At 74.1% G+C, this 19970-nt stretch carries 18 protein-coding genes and 1 pseudogene; 8 read left to right on the top strand and 11 right to left on the bottom strand.

Annotated features, from left to right (window positions below; genetic code table 11):
* Positions 1–31: 31 nt before the first annotated feature.
* Positions 32–706: a response regulator transcription factor gene (locus ACFYNO_RS04935; RefSeq protein ID WP_145905900.1), complete on the bottom strand. Its 675-nt coding sequence runs from the start codon at positions 704–706 to the stop codon at positions 32–34.
* Positions 707–1206: 500 nt separating this feature from the next.
* Between ACFYNO_RS04935 and ACFYNO_RS04930 the strand changes: the two genes are divergently transcribed.
* Positions 1207–2715 (top strand): peptide MFS transporter, encoded by a 1509-nt coding sequence (locus tag ACFYNO_RS04930; protein ID WP_388005301.1) that lies wholly within the window; start codon positions 1207–1209, stop codon positions 2713–2715.
* A 15-nt stretch (positions 2716–2730) separates the two neighbouring features.
* Positions 2731–2865 (top strand): hypothetical protein, encoded by a 135-nt coding sequence (locus ACFYNO_RS04925; RefSeq protein ID WP_388005298.1) that lies wholly within the window; start codon positions 2731–2733, stop codon positions 2863–2865.
* A 72-nt stretch (positions 2866–2937) separates the two neighbouring features.
* Here the strand turns inward: ACFYNO_RS04925 and hutI are convergent, their stop codons facing one another.
* The 6 genes from hutI to ACFYNO_RS04895 form a co-directional block, all read right to left on the bottom strand.
* Positions 2938–4104, bottom strand: a complete 1167-nt coding sequence (gene hutI / locus ACFYNO_RS04920) for an imidazolonepropionase (RefSeq protein ID WP_388005295.1) — start codon at positions 4102–4104, stop codon at positions 2938–2940.
* Positions 4101–5459: a formimidoylglutamate deiminase gene (locus tag ACFYNO_RS04915; protein WP_388005292.1), complete on the bottom strand. Its 1359-nt coding sequence runs from the start codon at positions 5457–5459 to the stop codon at positions 4101–4103. The genes hutI and ACFYNO_RS04915 overlap by 4 nt, the downstream gene beginning before the upstream one ends.
* Positions 5450–6634, bottom strand: a complete 1185-nt coding sequence (locus tag ACFYNO_RS04910) for an allantoate amidohydrolase (protein WP_388005512.1) — start codon at positions 6632–6634, stop codon at positions 5450–5452. The genes ACFYNO_RS04915 and ACFYNO_RS04910 overlap by 10 nt, the downstream gene beginning before the upstream one ends.
* A gap of 17 nt (positions 6635–6651) precedes the next feature.
* Positions 6652–8307, bottom strand: a complete 1656-nt coding sequence (hutU, locus tag ACFYNO_RS04905) for a urocanate hydratase (RefSeq protein ID WP_388005509.1) — start codon at positions 8305–8307, stop codon at positions 6652–6654.
* A 141-nt stretch (positions 8308–8448) separates the two neighbouring features.
* Positions 8449–8790, bottom strand: coding sequence for a hypothetical protein (locus ACFYNO_RS04900; protein ID WP_388005289.1), 342 nt, complete (start codon positions 8788–8790; stop codon positions 8449–8451).
* Between the two features lie 40 nt (positions 8791–8830).
* Positions 8831–9685, bottom strand: coding sequence for a MurR/RpiR family transcriptional regulator (locus ACFYNO_RS04895; protein ID WP_388005286.1), 855 nt, complete (start codon positions 9683–9685; stop codon positions 8831–8833).
* A gap of 190 nt (positions 9686–9875) precedes the next feature.
* On the opposite strand from ACFYNO_RS04895, the gene ACFYNO_RS04890 reads away from it, so the two are divergent.
* Positions 9876–10313, top strand: a complete 438-nt coding sequence (locus ACFYNO_RS04890) for a hypothetical protein (protein WP_388005283.1) — start codon at positions 9876–9878, stop codon at positions 10311–10313.
* A gap of 30 nt (positions 10314–10343) precedes the next feature.
* Here ACFYNO_RS04890 and hutH read toward each other — a convergent pair whose 3' ends face one another.
* Positions 10344–11918: a histidine ammonia-lyase gene (gene hutH, locus ACFYNO_RS04885; protein ID WP_388005280.1), complete on the bottom strand. Its 1575-nt coding sequence runs from the start codon at positions 11916–11918 to the stop codon at positions 10344–10346.
* Positions 11919–12045: 127 nt separating this feature from the next.
* Here hutH and fdhD point away from each other — a divergent pair, with 127 nt between their 5' ends.
* A complete protein-coding gene (gene fdhD / locus ACFYNO_RS04880; RefSeq protein WP_388005277.1) occupies positions 12046–12873 on the top strand; it encodes a formate dehydrogenase accessory sulfurtransferase FdhD in 828 nt (275 codons plus the stop codon).
* Positions 12874–13501: 628 nt separating this feature from the next.
* Here the strand turns inward: fdhD and ACFYNO_RS04875 are convergent.
* The 3 genes and pseudogenes from ACFYNO_RS04875 to ACFYNO_RS04865 all read right to left on the bottom strand — a co-directional run.
* A pseudogene (locus ACFYNO_RS04875) lies at positions 13502–14746 on the bottom strand (diguanylate cyclase domain-containing protein); the annotation flags it as partial.
* Positions 14747–14802: 56 nt separating this feature from the next.
* A complete protein-coding gene (locus ACFYNO_RS04870; protein ID WP_388005506.1) occupies positions 14803–15915 on the bottom strand; it encodes an adenylate/guanylate cyclase domain-containing protein in 1113 nt (370 codons plus the stop codon).
* 251 nt (positions 15916–16166) lie between these two features.
* Positions 16167–17057: a biotin--[acetyl-CoA-carboxylase] ligase gene (locus tag ACFYNO_RS04865; protein ID WP_388005274.1), complete on the bottom strand. Its 891-nt coding sequence runs from the start codon at positions 17055–17057 to the stop codon at positions 16167–16169.
* Positions 17058–17261: 204 nt separating this feature from the next.
* Between ACFYNO_RS04865 and ACFYNO_RS04860 the strand changes: the two genes are divergently transcribed.
* From ACFYNO_RS04860 to ACFYNO_RS04845, 4 genes are read left to right on the top strand one after another with little or no spacing between them, the layout of a single operon-like run.
* The gene (locus ACFYNO_RS04860) at positions 17262–18860 is read left to right on the top strand and encodes an acyl-CoA carboxylase subunit beta (protein ID WP_388005271.1); all 1599 of its coding nucleotides are present in this window, start codon (positions 17262–17264) and stop codon (positions 18858–18860) included.
* Positions 18861–18889: 29 nt separating this feature from the next.
* A complete protein-coding gene (locus ACFYNO_RS04855) occupies positions 18890–19111 on the top strand; it encodes an acyl-CoA carboxylase subunit epsilon (RefSeq protein WP_388005268.1) in 222 nt (73 codons plus the stop codon).
* A gap of 58 nt (positions 19112–19169) precedes the next feature.
* Positions 19170–19298: a morphogenic membrane protein MmpB gene (gene mmpB / locus ACFYNO_RS04850; RefSeq protein WP_388005265.1), complete on the top strand. Its 129-nt coding sequence runs from the start codon at positions 19170–19172 to the stop codon at positions 19296–19298.
* A 29-nt stretch (positions 19299–19327) separates the two neighbouring features.
* A complete protein-coding gene (locus ACFYNO_RS04845) occupies positions 19328–19930 on the top strand; it encodes a nucleoside triphosphate pyrophosphatase (RefSeq protein WP_388005262.1) in 603 nt (200 codons plus the stop codon).
* The last annotated feature ends 40 nt before the right edge of the window (positions 19931–19970 follow it).

Below are 19970 nucleotides of genomic sequence, written 5' to 3'. Positions count from 1 at the left end.
TCTCGGGGATAGGCCGGCTGGGGAGCCGGGGTCAGTTCTTCTCGAAGCGGAAGCCCACGCCGCGGACGGTGGCGATGTAGCGCGGGTTGGTGGCGTCGTCGCCGAGCTTCTTGCGGAGCCAGGAGATGTGCATGTCCAGGGTCTTGGTGGAGGTCCACCAGGTGGTGTCCCAGACCTGGCGCATGATGTCCTCGCGGGTCACCACCCGGCCGGCGTCCCGGACCAGGACCCGCAGCAGCTCGAACTCCTTGGCGGAGAGGGTCAGCTCCTCCTCGCCGACCCAGGCGCGGTGCGACTCGATGTCGATCCGCACGCCGTGCGCGCCGGTGGAGAGCGAGTCGACGTTGCCGCGCCGCAGCAGGGCCCGGACCCGGGCCAGCAACTCGGCGAGCCGGAAGGGCTTGGTGACGTAGTCGTCCGCGCCGGCGTCCAGGCCGACCACGGTGTCCACCTCGTCGGCCCGGGCGGTCAGCACCAGGACCGGGCAGCTGCGCCCGTCCGCGCGCAGCCGGCGGCAGACCTCCAGCCCGTCCATCTCCGGCAGGCCCAGGTCGAGGACGATCAGGTCGATCTCCTCCTCCAGACCGGCCTCCAGCGCGGCCGGGCCGTCCTCGCGGACCAGCACCTCGTAGCCCTCTCGGCGCAGCGCGCGGGCCAGCGGTTCCGAGATGGCCGGATCGTCCTCGGCGAGCAGCACACAGGTCATGGGGCGAATGGTAGTCCGCCCGGGGCCCGGTGATCAGTCCCCGACGGCCCCGGGGCCGTGCTGCGCGCCGGTCGGGCGCCGGGTGCGCCGGTTCCGGCGTCCGGCGCAACGGAGCGGGCTCGCGGGTGACCCGCGCTGTGAACTCTTTCACAGCGGGTAGCGGGCGGACGGCGCGGCGGTCACGCCCAACTCTTCTGCGATACACCGGCTCTGGATGCGAATCCTCCGGCCTGGCCTTCGGTTCGAAGGATTCTTCGCGGCCCTGCCATCGAATACCGTTCAGGCTTGGGATTCCTTTGACTCTTCCGTTATCCCATTGGCACCTTTTGTCCGACCAAGTCGGGGAATATCGCCACGTACAGTGGTCCGGTCCCCATGGCACAGAGCGCGACACCTCCTGCCCGAGCAGCGAGCAGGACCGCGTGATGCTCGGAGGCCCCCCGCCACACCACCCCCAGGCGGACCCGGGGCCTCCCAGAGTCAGGCAAGGAACACCACTGATGGCGTCACCCACCACCCTGGACGCCGGCGTACGGCCGGACGCTCCTTCTGGCGGCAAGACCTTCTTCGGGCACCCCCGAGGACTCGCCACGCTCTTCATGACCGAGATGTGGGAGCGGTTCAGCTTCTACGGCATGCGAGCGCTGCTGGTCGTCTACATGACCAACGCGACCTCCGGCGGCCTCGGCATGAAGGTCGCCGCCGCCACCGCGATCTACAGCGTCTACAACGCCATGGTCTACCTGCTCGCCCTGCCCGGCGGCTGGATCGCCGACCGCTTCTGGGGCGCCCGCAGGACCGTCGCGATCGGCGGCGGGATCATCATGGTCGGCCACTTCATGCTGGCCGTGCCGTTCAAGGCCTCGTTCTTCGTCGGCCTGGCCTTCATCGCGCTGGGCTCCGGCCTGCTGAAGGCCAACATCTCGACCATGGTCGGCCACCTCTACAAGGGCCCGAACGACCCGCGCCGGGACGGCGGCTTCACCATCTTCTACATGGGCATCAACCTCGGTGCCTTCGCCGCCCCGCTGGTCATCGGCACGGTCGGCCAGAAGATCGACTGGCACCTGGGCTTCGCCCTGGCCGGCCTCGGCATGGCGCTGGGCCTCGGCCAGTACCTGCTCGGCAGCCGCCACCTGAGCGCCAGGAGCGACGTGGTCACCTCGCCGATCTCGGCCGAGGAGAAGCGCTCGATCCTGCGCAAGGCCGGCCTGTGGCTGGCCGCCGCCGCGGTCTTCTACGGCGTCCTGGCGGCCACCGGCCAGCTGAACGTGAACTGGGCGGTCTGGCCGCTGTCGATCGCCGGCATCGCCATCCCGGTCGTGGTCTTCACCCGGATCAAGCGGGACAAGGACCTCTCGCCGACCGACCACACCAAGATCCGCGGCTACATCTGGTTCTTCGCGGTCGCCGCCGTGTTCTGGATGATCTACGACCAGTCCGGCTCCACCCTGAGCGTCTTCGCCGACAACAGCACCAACCTGTCGGTCTTCGGCTGGCACTTCCCGTCCAGCTGGTTCCAGTCGCTCAACCCGCTCTACATCATGGCGCTGGCCCCGGTCTTCGCCTGGCTCTGGGTCTGGCTCGCCCGCCGCGGCAAGAACCCCAGCACCACGGTGAAGTTCTCCATCGGCCTGCTGATGATCGGCTTCTCGTTCATCGTGATGATGCTCGCGATGGCCGCGGCCACCGGCGGCCACAAGGCCAGCCCGCTCTGGCTGGCCGTGGTCTACCTGGTCCAGACCGTCGGCGAGCTGACCCTCTCCCCGGTCGGCCTCTCGGTCACCACCAAGCTGGCCCCGGCCAAGTACGCCTCGCAGATGATGGGCATCTGGTTCCTCGCCGTCACCGCCGGCGACTGCGTGGCGGCCGTCATCCAGCTGGGCCTCGGCGACGCCACCGGCTCCACCTGGTACTTCGCCATCCAGGGCGTGGCCGCCCTGCTGGCGGGCGCGGCGCTGTGGATGTACCGCAAGAACGTGATCAAGCTGATGGGCGACGTGCACTGACGCACGGCGCTCGCGGTGGCCCGGCTCGCTTCGGCGGGCCGGGCCACCGGCGCTTCGGCGGCCGGCCTGCCGGAACGGTTCGGCGACCAGGTCGAGGTCGGCGACCGGACCATCGGCTCCGGTGAGTTCAAGCGCTACGCACCGCGCTGATCACCCGTCAGGATGAACCCCCTGGGGCCGGTACCCGTGTGACACGGGTACCGGCCCCAGGCCGTCGCGGGGTCAGACCTCCCGCACCCCCGCCCGCCAGACCGCCGCGGTCAGCGGGACGCCCGGGCGGTACGCCAGGTGGACCGGGGACGGCGCGTCGAGCAGCAGCAGGTCGGCGCGGGCGCCCGGGGAGATGTGGCCGACGTCGGTGCGGCGCAGGGCGCGGGCGCCGCCGGCGGTGGCGGCGTGCACGGCCTCGTCGGGGGTCATGCCCATCTCGCGGACCGCGACGGCGATGCAGAAGGCCATCGAGGAGGTGAAGGAGGAGCCGGGGTTGCAGTCGGTGGAGAGCGCCACCGTGGCACCGGCGTCGAGCAGGCGGCGGGCGTCCGGGTAGGGGGCCCGGGTGGAGAACTCGGCGCCGGGGAGCAGGGTGGCCACCGTGGCGGAGCCGGCCAGCGCGGCGACGTCCGCGTCGGTCAGGTGGGTGCAGTGGTCGGCCGAGGCCGCGCCCAGCTCGACCGCGAGCTGCACGCCGGGGCCGTGCGAGAGCTGGTTGGCGTGCACCCGGGGGGTCAGGCCGCGCTCGATGCCGGCGGTCAGCACGGCCCGGGCCTGGTCGCCGTCGAAGGCGCCCTGCTCGCAGAAGACGTCCACCCAGCGGGCGTGCGGGGCGCAGGCGTCCAGCATCTCGCCGGTGACCAGGTCCACGTAGCCCGCCGGGTCGTCGGCGAACTCCGGGGCGACCACGTGGGCGCCCAGGTAGGTGGTCTCCGCGGTGTGCGCGGCGGCGATCCGCAGCGCCCGGGCCTCGTCGGCCACCGTCAGGCCGTAGCCCGACTTGCACTCCACGGTGGTGGTGCCCTGGCGCAGCGCCTCGCCGACGAAGCGCGCCACGTTGGCGTCGAGTTCGGCGTCGGTGGCGGCCCGGGTCGCCGCCACGGTGGTGCGGATGCCGCCCGCGGAGTAGGACTGGCCGGACATCCGGGCGTTGAACTCGGCGGTGCGGTCGCCCGCGAAGACCAGGTGGGCGTGCGAGTCCACGAAGCCGGGCAGCAGCGCCCGGCCGCCGGCGTCGACCCGCTGGTCCGCCGCCGGCGCGTCGGCGGCCCGCCCGGTCCAGGTGACCACCGAGCCGTCCAGCACCACCGCCGCGTCCTCGACCAGGCCGAGCAGCCCGGGGCAGGACGGGTCGTTGGTGACCAGGGTGCCGATGTTGGTGATGAGCGTGCTGGTCATGACACCTTCTGGGAGGAGATGGCGCGCTGCAGCGCGGCGGCGACGTCCGGCACCTGGGTGTGCTCCCCGTCGGCGACGATCCGCCGGCCGCCGACCACCACCTGCCGCACGTCGGCGGCCGAGGCGGCGAAGACGGCGGTCTCGGCGCCGAGCCGCGGGCTGGGCCCGGCGGTGCGCACGGTGTCCAGCGCCAGCACGGTGAAGTCGGCCAGCGCCCCGGCCTCGATCCGGCCGGCCTCGGGCCAGCCGAGCGAGGCGTGCCCGTCCTCGGTGCCGGCCCGCAGCAGCGCGTTGGCCGTCCAGTGGCCGCGGGTGCGGGTGCGCAGCCGCTCGTTCAGCTCGAGCGCCCGGGCCTCCTCGAACGGGTCGATCACCGCGTGGCTGTCGCTGCCCAGGGTGACCGGACAGCCGGCGCTGGCCAGCTCCCGGGCCGGGCCGATGCCGTCGGCCAGGTCCCGCTCGGTGGTCGGGCACATGCAGATCACCGTGGAGGAGTCGGAGAGCAGCTTGACGTCCTCCCCCGTCAGGTGGGTGGCGTGCACCGCGCTGGTGCGCGGGCCGAGCACGCCGTGGTCGTGCAGCAGCCGGGTCGGGGTGACCCCGTGCGCGGTCAGGCAGGCGTCGTTCTCGGCGGTCTGCTCGGACAGGTGCACGTGCAGCGGGGCCTTGCGCATCGCGGCCCAGTGCGCGACGGTGCCCAGCTGCTCGGCCGGCACGGCCCGCACCGAGTGGATCGCCGCGCCGATCCGGGCGTGCGGACGGGCCGTCAGGGCGTCGGCCCGGACCGCCCAGGCCTCCGCGTCGCCGTCGCCGAACCGCAGCTGGGGCTTGGTCAGCTCGGCGCCGAAGCCGGCGGAGAGGTAGCAGGTGTCCAGCAGGGTGATCCGGACGCCGGCCCGCGCGGCGGCCTCGATCAGCGCCTCCCCCATCGCGTTGGGGTCGGTGTAGCGGGCGCCGCCGGGCGCGTGGTGCAGGTAGTGGAACTCGCCCACGCAGGTGATCCCGGCCAGCGCCATCTCCGCGTAGACGGCGGTGGCCAGCTCCAGGTAGCTCTCCGGGTCGAGCGCGCCGGCGAATCGGTACATGGTGTCGCGCCAGGTCCAGAAGGTGCCGGAGCCGACCTGCACCGAGCCGCGCAGCGCCCGGTGGAAGGCGTGCGAGTGGCTGTTGGCCTGGCCGGGCAGCATCAGGCCGGCCAGCCGGACGGCGCCGGGCGGGCAGGGCCCGCTGTCCGGCACCACCCGGGCGAACCGCCCGTCCGCGCCGACCTCGACCAGCACGTCCGGCTCCACCACCGGCCCGTTGACGTGCGGCAGCCAGGCGTGCTCGGCCCAGTACGTCTGCGCTACTGACATGCCAGGTCCTCCAGGACGTCCGCGAGGGCCGAGACGCCCGCCAGGCAGTCGGGCAGCTCGGCGTGCTCGGCCGGGGAGTGTGAGACACCGCTCGGGTTACGTACGAACAGCATGGCGGTCGGCACGGCCGATGCCAGGATCCCGGCGTCGTGTCCCGCCCCGGTGGGCAGCACCGGGGCGCCGCCCAGGGTGGCGGCGATCCGGTCGCGCAGCGGGCCGTCGAAGTCCACCACCGGGGTGTAGGACTCGCGGACCAGCTCGACCTTGACGCCGTCCCGCTCGCCGCGCTCGGCGGCGGCCTGGCGGATCTGCTCGACCAGCTCGGTGAGCACCGCCTCGTCGGCCGCCCGGGAGTCCAGCCAGCCGCGCACCAGGGAGGCGATCGCGTTGGTGCCGTTGGGCTCCACCGCGACCTTGCCGAAGGTGGCCAGCGCGCCGGCCAGCCGGGCCTTCTTGCGGGCCGCCAGCACGGTGGTGGCGTAGGTGAGCATCGGGTCGCGGCGCTCCTCGATCCGGGTGGTCCCGGCGTGGTTGGCCTCGCCGTGGAAGTCGAACCGCCAGCGGCCGTGCGGCCAGATCGCCGAGGCCACCCCGACCGGCTGGTCCTCGGCCAGGTAGCGGCCCTGCTCCACGTGCAGCTCGACGAAGGCGCCGATCCGGGCCAGCCGCCCGGGGTCGGCCCCGATCGCGGTCGGATCCTGGCCGGCCCGCTCCATCGCGTCCGGCAGCCGCACCCCGTCGGCGTCGCGCAGCTCGCGCGCCTGCTCGGGCGTCAGCACCCCGGCGCTGAGCCGGGAGCCGACGCAGGCCACGCCGAACCGGGCGCCCTCCTCGTCGCCGAAGTTGACGATCGCCAGTGGCCTGGCGAACCGCGCTCCCCGCCCGCGCAGTTCGTCCAGGGCGGCGAAGGAGGAGACCACGCCGAGCGGGCCGTCGAAGGCGCCGCCGTCCGGCACCGAGTCCAGGTGCGAGCCGGTGACGATCGCGCCCTCCCCCGCCGGGTCGCCCAGCCAGGCCCACTGGTTGCCGTTGCGGTCCCGCTCGTACTGCAGGCCGCGGTCCCGGGCCTGCTGCTCGAACCAGGCCCGGCACTCGGCGTCGGCGCCGTTCCAGGCGTGCCGGCGGTAGCCGCCGGACGAGGCGGAGCGGCCCACGGGGAGCAGCTCCGCCCACATCTGTTCGAAGGACGCCGTCACAGCTCACCCATGGGGACGCGGACGCCGCGCTCGGCCGCCACCTCGGCGGCGCGGTCGTAGCCGGCGTCCACGTGCCGGATCACGCCCATGCCCGGGTCGTTGGTGAGCACCCGGCGGATCTTCTCGCCGGCCAGCGCGGTGCCGTCGGCGACGGTGACCTGGCCGGCGTGGATCGAGCGGCCGATGCCGACGCCGCCGCCGTGGTGGATGGAGACCCAGGAGGCGCCGGAGGCCACGTTGACCATGGCGTTCAGCAGCGGCCAGTCGGCGATCGCGTCCGAGCCGTCCAGCATCGCCTCGGTCTCCCGGTACGGGGAGGCGACCGAGCCGCAGTCCAGGTGGTCGCGGCCGATCACGATCGGGGCGGACAGCTCTCCGGCGGCCACCATGTCGTTGAACCGCTCGCCGGCCTTGTCGCGCTCGCCGTAGCCGAGCCAGCAGATCCGCGCCGGCAGGCCCTGGAAGTGCACCTTCTCCTGGGCCATCTTGATCCAGCGGTGCAGCGACTCGTTCTCCGGGAAGAGGTCGAGCACGGCCTTGTCGGTCTTGTGGATGTCCTTGGGGTCGCCGGAGAGCGCGGCCCAGCGGAACGGGCCCTTGCCCTCGCAGAACAGCGGGCGGATGTAGGCCGGCACGAAGCCGGGGAAGGCGAAGGCGCGGTCGTAGCCGGCCAGCTGGGCCTCGCCGCGGATCGAGTTGCCGTAGTCGAAGACCTCGGCGCCGCGGTCCAGGAAGCCGACCATCGCCTCCACGTGCTTCGCCATCGACTCGCGGCTGCGCTGGGTGAACTCGGCGGGCTTCTCGGCGGCGTAGGCGGCCATGTCGTCGAAGGCGACGCCGACCGGCAGGTAGCTCAGCGGGTCGTGGGCGCTGGTCTGGTCGGTGACGATGTCGATCGGCGCGTCCATCGCCAGCAGCTGCGGGAAGACCTCGGCGGCGTTGCCCAGCAGGCCGATGGAGAGCGGCTGCTTCTTGTCCCGGGCGGCGGTGGCCAGCTCCAGCGCGTGGCTGAGGTCCTTGGCCTCGACGTCCAGGTAGCGGTGCTCGATCCGGCGGGCGATCCGGGACGGGTCGCAGTCCACGCAGATCGCCACGCCGCCGTTCATGGTGACGGCCAGCGGCTGGGCGCCGCCCATCCCGCCGAGGCCGGCGGTGAGGGTGATGGTGCCCTCGAGCGAACCGTTGTAGCGCTTGTTGGCGACGGCGGCGAAGGTCTCGTAGGTGCCCTGGAGGATGCCCTGGGTGCCGATGTAGATCCAGGAGCCGGCGGTCATCTGGCCGTACATGGTGAGGCCGAGCGACTCGAGGCGCCGGAACTCCTCCCAGTTCGCCCAGTCGCCGACCAGGTTGGAGTTGGCGATCAGCACCCGCGGCGCCCACTCGTGGGTCTGCATCACGCCGACCGGGCGGCCGGACTGCACCAGCATGGTCTCGTCCTGCTTGAGCCCCTGCAGGGTCTTCACCATGGCGTCGAAGGAGCGCCAGTCGCGCGCCGCCTTGCCGGTGCCGCCGTACACCACCAGCTTGGAGGGGTGCTCGGCCACCTCGGGGTCGAGGTTGTTCATCAGCATCCGCAGGGCGGCCTCCTGCTGCCACCCCTGGGTGGTCAGGTTGGTCCCGCGCGCCGCGCGCACCTCGCGTGCCCCGCTGATCTGCTGCTCCGCCATGGCGGCCTCCTTGCGGATGGATTCATTCAGGATTGAGCAGTCTGAATATATCCAATCAGTCCGAGGCCGACCAGAGGCGGGGGCGAACGATCCGCGGGAGGCCGCTCCGAATCGTCTGACGATACGTCAGGCCGCCGCGTCCCCGTCCCAGTCGATGCCGATCTCGGCCAGCCAGGCGCGGTCGGCGGCCTCGGTGTCGGGCGGATCGGCCGGGAGCATGGGCAGGTTCGGGGGGCGCGGGATCTGCTGGACCGGGCCGAGGCCGTACGGCTCGCCGGGGTTGCGGACGGCGGTGCCAGGGGTGGTCAGGCCGATGTGGACGGCGGTCTCGTCGCCGGGGTCGAGCACGGTGACGGCCGGCTCGGGCGGCCCGGCCAGGGCGACCCGGCGGCCGCAGGCGGGGCAGGCCCACTCCTGGGCGCCGGAGGCGAGGCGCCCGACCTGCTTCATCTCGTGGATCACTCGCACGGCGACTCCCCCCGATGGTCCTGCCAGGGGGATGCCCGGTTTACTCCAGGAACAGTCCTCGGGCCGCCGCCGACTGCTCGATCGCCTCCAGCCGGGCCTCGGCGTCCGGGAGTTCGTCGCACATCGTCTGCAGCAGCACCCGCCCCAGCACCATCGGCGCGCAGGCGGTGTCGAAGACCAGGCCGGTGCCCACCTCGGCGGGCAGCATCAGGTCGGAGAGCTTGGCCACCGGCGCGAAGGCGCTGTCGGCCACGGTGATCACGGTCAGGCCGCAGTCCCGGGCCACGGTGAGGGCGTCCATCAGCTCGCGGGGGTAGCGCGGCAGCGCGAAGCAGAGCAGCGCGCCGGAGCCGGCCGCGGCGCACTGCTCGATCCGGTCGGCGAGCATCGAACCGCCCTCGTCGAGCAGCCGGATGTCGGGGTGCACCTTGGCGGCGAAGTAGGCGAAGCCGTGCGCCTGGGCGGAGGCGGCGCGCAGGCCGAGCACCGGGAGCGGGCGGGAGGCGGCCAGCAGCCGGGCAGCCCGGACGATGGGCTCGGGGTCGGCCAGCAGCTCGGCCAGCCGGCGCAGGTGGGCGATCTCGGCCAGCACCGCCTTCTGGTGCTCGTTGCGCACCGCCTCGCCCGGGGTCTCCGGCGGGGCCGGCTCGCCGCCGAGCTCGCGCAGCCGGCGGCGCAGCGCCGGGTAGCCGTCGTAGCCGAGGGCGACCGCGAAGCGGGTGACCGAGGGCTGGCTGACCCCGGCGAGCTCGGCCACCTCCACGCTGGAGAGGAAGGGCGCCTCGGCGGCGTGCCGGACCAGGGCGTGCGCGATCCGCCGCTGGGTGGGGGTCAGCCGGTGGCCGTCGAAGAGCTCCAGCAGCCGGGCGGACGGACCCAGGGACGGCTCGGTCATCTGCGGTGGTCCCTTCGGGCGGTGGTGGTGCGTGCGGTCGACTGTGCAGCAGCGGCGGCACGGCGGCAATGATGTCTCGTCCCCCGGACTCACCCCGCCGCCGGGGTGTCTCAGGGTCGCACCCTGATTTCCCCCTGACTGGCGCGGTGCGGGGTGGACCGGTCCGGGCGACGGGCAGCAGGCTGGTGCCATGCAGCCTCACCCCGCCGCGCCCGAGCCCGCCGGAGCGCCCCGCACCGAGCTCCGCAAGGACCTCGACGCCGCCATCGAGACCCGCCGGGAGCTCGGTCCGGAGTACGAGTCGGAACTCGTGGACGCTTTCCTGTCCCGGATCGACGCCCGGCTGGACGCCCGGGTCGAGCAGCGGGTGGCCGAGGGGCTGTCCCGCGTGGAGCCGGACTTCCGGCCCCGGCGGGAGTCCAAGCGCGGCCGGCTCGGCTACCTCCCGGCCGTCTCGCTGGTGATGGCGATCCCGCTGACCGGCATCGGCACCACCGTGATGCACGGCTTCGGCGTGGTGATCGCCTGGGCCGGCATCGTCGGCGTCAACTTCGCCGCCGCCTTCGGCGAGCGCCGCGAGCGCGAGCAGGAGCGGCGCCGCACCGACACCCGCGGCGAGTGGGCCTGACCCCGGGTCGGGCCCACCCGCCGTCAGGGATCAGGCCAGCGGGCCGGTGACGGCCTCGACGGCGGTGACCAGCGCGCCAGAGGCGACCAGCGCCTCGGCCGCGTCCAGGTCGGGGGCCAGGAAGCGGTCCCGGCCGGCCCCGCCGACGCCGGCGGCCCGGGCGGCGGCCAGCGCGGCCGCGGTGCCCGGGGCCAGGGCGGCCGCGGAGTCGGTGGCGCGGATCTCCAGCGCGCGGGCGGCGGCGGTCAGCTCGACGGCCAGGATCCGGCCCAGGTTGTCGACCGCCTGGCGCAGCTTGCGGGCCGCGGACCAGCCCATCGAGACGTGGTCCTCCTGCATCGCCGAGGAGGGGATGGAGTCCACCGAGGCCGGCACGGCGAGGCGCTTGTTCTCGCTGACCAGGGCGGCCTGGGTGTACTGGGCGATCATCAGACCGGAGTCCACGCCCGGGTCGTCGGCCAGGAAGGCCGGCAGGCCGTGCGAGCGGGACTTGTCCAGCAGCCGGTCGGTGCGGCGCTCGGCGATCGAGCCGAGGTCGGCGGCGGCGATCGCCAGGAAGTCCAGCACGTAGGCGACCGGGGCGCCGTGGAAGTTGCCGTTGGACTCGACCCGGCCGTCCGGCAGCACCACCGGGTTGTCGACCGAGGCGGCCAGCTCGCGCTCGGCGACGGTGCGGGCGTGCGCCAGGGTGTCCCGGCCGGCGCCGGCCACCTGCGGGGCGCAGCGGATCGAGTAGGCGTCCTGCACCCGGGGGGCGTCGTCCTGGTGGTGGCCGGTCAGGCCGGAGCCCTTGAGCACGGCCAGCATGTTGGCGGCGCTGAGCGCCTGGCCGGGATGCGGGCGGATCGGCGCGTGCAGCTCGGGGGCCAGCACCTTCTCGGTGCCGAGCAGCGCCTCCAGGCTCATCGCGGCGGTGATGTCGGCGGTGGTGAAGAGCCGGGAGAGGTCGGCGATGGCCATCACCAGCATGCCGAGCATGCCGTCGGTGCCGTTGATGAGGGCCAGGCCCTCCTTCTCCAGCAGCTCGACCGGGGTGATGCCGGCGGCGGCCAGCAGCTCGCCGGCCTCGTGCTCGGCGCCGTCCGGGCCGTAGGCCAGGCCCTCGCCCATCAGCACCAGGGCGCAGTGCGAGAGCGGGGCCAGGTCGCCCGAGCAGCCCAGCGAGCCGTACTCGCGGACCACCGGGGTGATCCCGGCGTTGAGGATCGCGGCCATCGTCTCGGCGACCAGCGGGCGCACGCCGGTGCGGCCGGAGGCGAGGGTCTTCAGGCGCAGGAACATCAGCGCCCGGGTGACCTCGCGCTCCACCGCCGGGCCCATGCCGGCCGCGTGCGAGCGGACCAGCGAGCGCTGCAGCTGGGCGCGCAGCTCGGGGCTGATGTGGCGCACGGCGAGCGCGCCGAAGCCGGTGGAGACGCCGTAGACCGGGCGCGGCTCGGCGGCCAGCGCGTCGATCCGGGCCCGGGAGGCGGCCATCTCGGCCAGCGCGTCCGGGCCGAGCTCGATCCGGGCGTTGCCGCGCGCGATGGCGAGCACGTCCTCGGCGGTGACGTCGGCCTTGCCGACCTGAACGACCGGCGCGTCGGCGGCCGGAGCACTGTGCATATCCATATGCACTATCAGATCAGCTGAATGAAGATATGACAACTATGTGTCCAGAAGCTCCTCCCGTGCCTCATTCTGGTCCCGGCAGCCATAGTGGGTGCGCAGGCACGACGGGAGGCGGAACGGGATGACGCGGGCCACGGCACGGCGGCGGGTGGTGCGGTTGCGCGGCGCCGGACGCGGCGAGCGGCCGGATGCGCTGGCGGCCGAGGAGCCGCTGGAGATCCGGATCGGCGGCGAGCCGCTGACCGTCACCATGCGCACCCCGGGCCAGGACTTCGACCTGGTGGCCGGCTTCCTGGTCGGCGAGGGCCTGCTGCACCGCACCGAGCAGCTGGCCGCACTGCGCTACTGCGCGGGCACCGACGAGTCGGGCGCCAACACCTACAACGTGGTGGACGCGACCCTGCGCGGCGCCGACGCGCTGCCGCTCTCCGCCCACCGCACCCTGCTCACCACCAGCGCCTGCGGCCTCTGCGGCCGGGACACCGTGGACGCGGTCCGCACCCACGTGCGCTGGCCGGTGGCCGCCGACCCGCTGGCCGTCGACCCCGAGGTGCTCTACGCGCTGCCGGAGCGGCTGCGGGCCGCCCAGCGCGCCTTCGACTCCACCGGCGGGCTGCACGCGGCCGGCCTCTTCACCGCCGACGGCGAGCTGCTCTGCGCCCGGGAGGACGTGGGCCGGCACAACGCGGTGGACAAGGTGGTCGGCTGGGCGCTGCGCGAGGGCCGGCTGCCGCTGGCCGGGCACCTGCTGCTGGTCAGCGGGCGGGCCTCGTTCGAGCTGACCCAGAAGGCCGCGCTGGCCGGCCTCCCGCTGCTGGCCGCCGTCTCGGCACCCTCCTCGCTCGCCGCCGACCTGGCCGAGGAGCTGGGCCTGACCCTGGTCGGGTTCCTCCGCGGCGAGCAGGCCAACGTCTACACCCGACCGGACCGGATCCGCGCCGAGGGCTGACCCGCGGTCAGGACGGCGGCGGCGAGGCCGGCCCGGAGAGCGCCACCGCGACCAGCGCGCGCAGCGCGGGGGCCACCTGGCCCAGCGGCAGCGTGGCGTCGTCGGCGAACAGCTCGACCAGCCAGCCGCCGGCCGGGTTGGCGCCGCCCGCGGCCACCATGCCCCGGTAGCCGCCGACCACCAGCACCGCCTCCTCGGCCGGGTCGTTGCCCGCCGCCCCGGTGCGCAGCGCGAAGCTGCCGCCCAGCACCGCCCGCCGGGTGAGCGGGTAGTGGTCCAGGTCGAAGACCGCGTCCGGCGCCTCGATCCGGGCCCGCTGGCTCTCCGCCCGCCGGGCCGCGGCCGCCGTGACCGCCCCCTCGCCGCGCACCGAGGGACCGCTGGTCATCCGGTAGACGGCGTGCTGGGCGGTGTGCATCAGCCGGGAGCCGGGCGGCACGTAGGAGATCCACCAGGCCACCGCGTCCAGCAACCGGCTCGCGGTGCCGGCCACCACGGCGAGCCGGCCCAGGGTGTCGGCGGGGTGCAGCGAGCGGTCGCCGCCCTCCTGGTCCAGCGCGGCCAGCACCGCGGCCAGCAGCTGGCCCGGGTCGGCGCTGTGCGCGGCGCCCCGGAACCGCCGCCGGTCGCCGTGCGGGCCGCGGGCGGCGCCGGCCGCCGGGCGGCCGCGGCCGTCGGCCCGATGCTGCGGGTCGGCGGAGTCGGCCAGCAGCACGGTGGGGTCGGGGGCGGTGCCGGGGCCGTGGCTGCGGCCGGCCACCACCGGGTGGGCGGCCCGGGCGGCCTTGGCCCGGTACTGCGCGGCGTCGGCCAGCCGGAACAGCCGGTCGGCGGTGGAGACCGGGCCGATCGCGTCGCCGGTGGAGGCGATCCCGCAGGCCACCCCCTCGCCGTCGGCCAGCAGCAGCGCCCGGGCGCACAGCTCCTCGGCCACCACGACCACCTCGTCGGCCTTCTGGCCCTGCGCCAGCAGGCAGAACTCGTCGCCGCCGAGCCGGGCGGCCAGCGAGCCGGGCAGCTTGGCGCCGGCCATCGAGAGCTGGTTGGCGAAGCGTTCCAGCAGCCGGTCGCCCATCTCGTGGCCGTGCCGGTCGTTGATCCGCTTGAGCCCGTTGACGTCGCAGACCACCAGCGAGACCACCGTGCCGTCCCGGTTGTGGGCCTCCAGCGCGGCCTCCAGCCGGGCGTCCACGGCGCGGCGGTTGGCCAGGCCGGTCAGCGGGTCGGTGAAGGCCAGCCGGCGCAGGTCGGCCAGCCGCTCGGTCTGCGCCAGGCCGGCCGAGATCTGCGCGGCCAGCAGGGTGGCGTACTGCGCGTCGGTCTCGGTGAAGACGGGCAGCCCGGCGCCGCGGGCCAGGTAGAGCTCGCCCCAGGCCTGCCCGTGCAGCACGATCGGCGCCACCAGGCAGCTGGACCGGCCGCGCCGGCGCAGCCCGGCGGCGCGCTGCTGGGCGAAGGCGCCGGAGCCGGCCGGGCCGACCGGCTCGCCGGGCGCGGGCTCCTCGGCGGTCTGCACCCAGGCCCGGGGCAGCTTGCCGGTGGTCCAGTGCTCGTCCAGGTAGGTGACGATCTCCGGGAAGTCGGCCACCGGGTAGGACTCGTCCTCCGGGATCTCCTCCTCGCCGGCCGCCAGCAGGCCGTGGTTGACCAGCACCCGCAGCCGGCCCGACTCGCGGTCCCAGACCGAGACGGCGGCCATGGTGGCGTCCAGCGCCGCGTTGGCCCGGGAGGCGGCCGCCCGGACCGCCTCCAGCGCGCTCTGCGCCACGGCCATGTCCTGGGCCAGCTCCACCACGGCCTGCAGCCGCCGGTCCAGCCCACTGGCCGTCAGCTGGTCGGGGGCCGGGCTATGAGGGTGTTCCAGGTCCGCCATCACGGCTCCAGACTAGGGCGGACGGGAGGTGATTCGCCCGAAATACGGCGAAAAAGTCAGCTCGTCGGCGACTTGATCCACCGGGTGAGCAGCCAGGGCTCGACCAGGCCGAGCCCGCGCACCGGCCGCCGCCACATCGCCTGCAGGTGGAACCGGGGCGCTCCCGGGCCGGGCGGCGGCGGGCCGACCACGCCGAGCGGCGCGCCGGAGTGCGCGGCCAGCGCCTCGGCCAGCTGGGACTGGGTGGTGCCGGTGCCGTCCTGGGCGCCCTGCGCGGCGGCCCCGGCCTGCTCCAGCGCGGCGGCGAACTCGCCGTCGATCAGCACCGCGTCGCGCTGGGCGATCGAGGTGAGCCGGCTGGCCAGGTTGACCGTGGTGCCGAAGACGTCGCCCATCCGGGAGGTGACGGTGCCGAAGGCCATGCCGACCCGCAGCGCCGGGATCGCCTCGTCCTGGGTCAGCGTCTCCACCAGGCTGAGCGCGATCTCGGCGGCCGTCACCGGGTCCTCGGAGACGAAGAGGATCTCGTCGCCGAGGGTCTTGATCAGCCGGCCGCCCTGACCGGCGATCAGGTCGGCGCAGGTGGACTCGAAGGTCTCCACCAGCGAGCCGAGCTCCTCCTCCTCCAGCCGCCGGGAGAGCCGGGTGAAGCCGACCAGGTCGGCGAAGCCCACCGCGAGCCGGCCGCTGGTGATCTCGGTGTCCTCGGCGGCCTGCACCACCCGGCCGGTGACGGCGGCCAGCTGCCGGCGCCAGACGTAGACCAGGAACTGCTCCAGCTCCGGCAGCAGCAGCTCGACCAGCGGGTAGGCCACCTCGGCCCGGGTCAGGCCCGGCTCGGCCGCCTGGGTCAGGTTCTCCAGGAAGGTGTCCATCTGCCAGCCGGCCAGCCGCGCGGTGGTCTGGCCGGTGGACCGGGCCACCTGGATCGCCATCGCCTCGTTGATCAGCCCGGACTCCACCAGGCCGGCCAGCCGGCGCAGCGCGATCACGTCACCGTCGTTCAGCGCCCGGGACTGCCCGATGTCGGGGAAGCCCATGGCCCGCCAGAACCGGGTGGCCAGCTCCATCGGCACCTCGGCGGTGCGGGCGGCCTGGTAGGGGGTGTAGCGGCGCGGGGCCCCGAGGATCAGCTCCTCCAGGTCCAGCGCGACGGTGGGGTCCTCCACCGCGCCGGAGCCGCTGCCGCGCGTGCCGCCCTCGGGCGCCTGCCCGTCGTCCTCTGCCACCGGTCCGTCCCCGTGCGGTCGCCGCACTTGCCGTAGGTCCCATCTGCGGTGAGCCGGCCGCCGCCGAGCGGACAGTGGCGCGTCTCACACCGTGCAGGGGGAATCGTCGCACGGAATCCGCCGATCCGGAGCATCCGGGCCGTCGGAGCCGCGGTTGCTGCCGGTCCGGCGCGTGCCGGACCGGGCGCGTCTCAGCGCGGCTCGGGCCGCACGTGCACCACGTCGCCCGCCGCGACCGCCTGCCGCGCGCCGTCGGCGGTGCGCACCACCAGGCGGCCGTCGGTGTCCAGCGCCACCGCCTCGCCGCGCAGTTCGCGCTCGCCCGGCAGCTGCACCAGCACCTGGCGGCCGAGCGTGGTGCAGCGCGCGGTGTAGGCCGGCAGCAGTCCACTGGCCTGCGGGTCGCCGTGCGCGCGCTGCCACTCGCCGTAGAGCTCGGCGAACTCGCGCAGCAGCGCCCGCAGCAGGGTGGCCCGGTCGGTCACCTCGGCGCCGGCCAGCGCCAGCGAGGCGGCGGCGGGCACCGGCAGCTCCTCCTGGCGCAGCGTCACGTTGAGGCCCAGGCCGACCACCACGGCGTCGCCGGTCAGCTCGGTGAGGATGCCGCCGATCTTGCGCTCGGCGCCGTCGATCTCCACCTGGAGGTCGTTGGGCCACTTCAGGCCGGCCTGCACCCCGGCCACCCGCTGGACGGTGGCGGCCACCGACACGCCGACCAGGATCGGCAGCCAGCCGAGCCGCTCCCGGGGCACGGTGGGGCGCAGCAGCAGCGAGAGGAAGAGGCCGGAGCGGGCGGGAGCCGACCAGCGGCGGTCCAGCCGGCCGCGGGCGGCGTCCTGCTGCTCGGCGACCAGCACCGCACCCTCGGCCGCGCCGGCCACCGCCCGGCCGGTCAGGTCGGTGTTGGTGGAGCCGGTCAGCTCGACCACATCCAGCGCGGTCCACAGGCCGCCGTCGACCAGCAGGTCGCGACGGAGCGCCGCGGCGTCCAGCGGCGGGCGGTCCAGGTCGGTCCAGGGGGACGGGCCGTCGTGGCCGAAGCCACGCAGCCCGCTGCGGCGGGGACGGTCGGCGTCGGTCATGCCTCCCACCCTAGGTGCTGGTCCGGCGCACGGCCGTAGGCCGCTCCATCGTCCCGCAGAACGGTTGGTTGACACACTGTGTCGCTGGCCATAACGCGGGGGGCGGACGGCTGGTTAGGCTACCCAGCGGTAGACCGTGGGCACCGTCCTGCCCTAGGCCGCCGCCACCCTCCACCACGTCGCTCACGTGAGGAACTCCCCGGGATGACCGACCCCTCCACCCAGCCGGACCCGCACACCACCGCGGGCAAGCTCGCCGACCTGCGGCACCGGATCGACGCCGCGGTGCACTCAGGCTCCGCCGCCGCGGTCGAGAAGCAGCACGCCAAGGGCAAGCTGACGGCCCGTGAGCGGGTGCTCGAACTCCTGGACGAGGACTCCTTCGTCGAGTTCGACGAGTTCGCCCGGCACCGCTCCACCAATTTCGGCCAGCAGAAGAACCGCCCGTACGGCGACGGCGTGGTGACCGGCTACGGCACCGTGGACGGCCGTCAGGTCGCCGTCTTCGCCCAGGACTTCACGGTCTTCGGCGGCTCGCTCGGCGAGGTCTTCGGCGAGAAGATCGTCAAGGTGATGGACTTCGCGCTGAAGACCGGCTGCCCGGTGATCGGGATCAACGACTCGGGCGGCGCCCGGATCCAGGAGGGCGTGGTCTCGCTCGGCCTGTACGGCGAGATCTTCCGCCGCAACGTGCACGCCTCCGGCGTGATCCCGCAGATCTCGCTGATCATGGGCCCGTGCGCGGGCGGCGCGGTCTACTCCCCCGCGATCACCGACTTCGTGGTGATGGCCGACCAGACCTCGCACATGTTCATCACCGGCCCCGACGTGATCAAGACGGTCACCGGCGAGGACGTCGGGATGGAGGAGCTGGGCGGCGCCCGGACCCACAACACCAAGTCCGGCAACGCCCACTACCTGGCCGCGGACGAGAAGGAGGCGATCGAGTACGTCAAGAGCCTGCTCTCGTACCTGCCCTCCAACAACCTCAGCGACCCGCCGGCCTACCCGGAGGAGGCCGACCTCGCGGTCACCGAGCAGGACCTCGAGCTCGACACCATCGTGCCGGACTCGGCCAACCAGCCGTACGACATCCGCAAGGTGATCGAGCACGTGCTCGACGACGGCGAGTTCCTGGAGACCCAGCCGCTCTACGCGGGCAACATCGTCACCGGCTTCGGCCGGGTCGAGGGCCACCCGGTCGGCGTGGTCGGCAACCAGCCGATGGACCTGGCCGGCTGCCTGGACATCGCGGCCAGCGAGAAGGCCGCCCGGTTCGTCCGCACCTGCGACAGCTTCAACATCCCGGTGCTGACCTTCGTGGACGTGCCCGGCTTCCTGCCCGGCACCGGCCAGGAGTGGGACGGCATCATCCGCCGCGGCGCCAAGCTGATCTACGCCTACGCCGAGGCCACCGTGCCGCTGATCACCGTGATCACCCGCAAGGCCTTCGGCGGCGCCTACGACGTGATGGGCTCCAAGCACCTGGGCGCCGACCTCAACCTGGCCTGGCCGACCGCGCAGATCGCCGTGATGGGCGCGCAGGGCGCGGCCAACATCGTCTACCGCCGGGAGCTGGCCGAGGCCGCCGCGGCCGGGCTGGACGTGGAGGCCCGCCGGGCGGAGCTGGTCGCCGAGTACGAGGACACCCTGCTGAACCCGTACCTGGCCGCCGAGCGCGGCTACGTGGACGCGGTGATCGCGCCCTCGGAGACCCGCCGGCACATCGTCCGAGGCCTGCGGGCGCTGCGCGGCAAGCGCGAGGTGCTGCCGCCGAAGAAGCACGGCAACATCCCCCTGTAGGCCGGTAAGCGTTCGAGGAAGGACAGCAGATGTCCGGGATCCAGGTGCTGCACGGGCAGCCGACCCCCGAGGAGCTGGCCACCGTCCTGGCGGTGGTCCATTCCCGGGCCGCCGCCGGGCAGGCCGCCGCCGAGGCGGCCCGCCGGACGGCGGGCGGCCCGGCCTCCCCGTGGACCGACCGCTCGCGCGCCATGCGCCGGCTGCCCGCGCCCGGCCCGCAGGCCTGGCGCACCTCCGGCTGGGCGCGCTGAGCCCGGTCTGAGTACCCGTACTCAGGCAGATCCGGGCGGATCGGGGCAGACTGGCGCAATGCTCTGGTCCGATCCGCCCGACGAGTCCTCCCCCCAGGCCCGCCGGACCGCGGCGAAACTGCGCCGCACCGCCTGGCTGCTGGCCCTCGGGGTGGTGCTGCTCGCACTCGTCCTGATGATCCGTTGAGGACCGGCGGACCCCCTATCGTGGGACGCATGACTGATCGCCGGACCCTGGTCCTCGCCTCCGCCTCCCCCGCCCGGCTGGGCCTGCTCCGCCAGGCCGGCCTCGATCCGGAGGTGATCGTCAGCGGGGTGGACGAGTCCGCGCTGACCGCCGACACCCCCGGCGAGCTGGCCCTGGTGCTGGCCGAGGCCAAGGCGGCCGCAGTGGCCGGCGGCCTGACCGGCGGCGAGCTGGTGATCGGCTGCGACTCGGTGCTGGAGCTGGACGGGCAGGCGCTCGGCAAGCCCGCCGACGCCGCCGACGCGCTGGCCCGCTGGCGGGCCATGCGCGGCCGCAGCGGGGTGCTGCGCACCGGGCACTGCGTGATCGACACCGCGAGCGGCCGCAGCAGCTCGGCCACCGCCTCCACCACCGTGCACTTCGGCGAACCGGACGACGCCGAGCTGGCGGCCTACGTGGCCACCGGCGAGCCGCTGCACGTGGCCGGGGCCTTCACCCTGGACGGCCGCTCGGCGCCGTTCGTCACCGGCATCGAGGGCGACCACGGCAATGTCATCGGCCTCTCGCTGCCGCTGCTGCGCACCCTGCTGGGCGAGTTGGGGCTGCGGATCACCGATTTGTGGGCTGCCTGAGCACCGGGTCGCACCGCTAGGCTGACGCCGTCCTGGGAGG

Origin of the sequence: Kitasatospora sp. NPDC006697 (assembly GCF_042869935.1) — a bacterium.
GTDB lineage: Bacteria > Actinomycetota > Actinomycetes > Streptomycetales > Streptomycetaceae > Kitasatospora.
Note: the sequence above shows the minus strand (reverse complement) of the source record. Positions and strands in the feature narration are given on the sequence as shown.

Excerpts from the sequence above, each read along its gene's own strand:
- ACFYNO_RS04935 (WP_145905900.1), bottom strand. The coding sequence starts at position 706 with ATGACCTGTGTGCTGCTCGCCGAGGACGATCCGGCCATCTCGGAACCG.
- ACFYNO_RS04930 (WP_388005301.1), top strand. The coding sequence starts at position 1,207 with ATGGCGTCACCCACCACCCTGGACGCCGGCGTACGGCCGGACGCTCCT.
- hutI (WP_388005295.1), bottom strand. The coding sequence starts at position 4,104 with ATGACCAGCACGCTCATCACCAACATCGGCACCCTGGTCACCAACGAC.
- ACFYNO_RS04915 (WP_388005292.1), bottom strand. The coding sequence starts at position 5,459 with ATGTCAGTAGCGCAGACGTACTGGGCCGAGCACGCCTGGCTGCCGCAC.
- ACFYNO_RS04910 (WP_388005512.1), bottom strand. The coding sequence starts at position 6,634 with ATGTGGGCGGAGCTGCTCCCCGTGGGCCGCTCCGCCTCGTCCGGCGGC.
- ACFYNO_RS04895 (WP_388005286.1), bottom strand. The coding sequence starts at position 9,685 with ATGACCGAGCCGTCCCTGGGTCCGTCCGCCCGGCTGCTGGAGCTCTTC.
- ACFYNO_RS04890 (WP_388005283.1), top strand. The coding sequence starts at position 9,876 with ATGCAGCCTCACCCCGCCGCGCCCGAGCCCGCCGGAGCGCCCCGCACC.
- hutH (WP_388005280.1), bottom strand. The coding sequence starts at position 11,918 with ATGCACAGTGCTCCGGCCGCCGACGCGCCGGTCGTTCAGGTCGGCAAG.
- fdhD (WP_388005277.1), top strand. The coding sequence starts at position 12,046 with ATGACGCGGGCCACGGCACGGCGGCGGGTGGTGCGGTTGCGCGGCGCC.
- ACFYNO_RS04865 (WP_388005274.1), bottom strand. The coding sequence starts at position 17,057 with ATGACCGACGCCGACCGTCCCCGCCGCAGCGGGCTGCGTGGCTTCGGC.
- ACFYNO_RS04860 (WP_388005271.1), top strand. The coding sequence starts at position 17,262 with ATGACCGACCCCTCCACCCAGCCGGACCCGCACACCACCGCGGGCAAG.
- ACFYNO_RS04855 (WP_388005268.1), top strand. The coding sequence starts at position 18,890 with ATGTCCGGGATCCAGGTGCTGCACGGGCAGCCGACCCCCGAGGAGCTG.
- mmpB (WP_388005265.1), top strand. The coding sequence starts at position 19,170 with ATGCTCTGGTCCGATCCGCCCGACGAGTCCTCCCCCCAGGCCCGCCGG.
- ACFYNO_RS04845 (WP_388005262.1), top strand. The coding sequence starts at position 19,328 with ATGACTGATCGCCGGACCCTGGTCCTCGCCTCCGCCTCCCCCGCCCGG.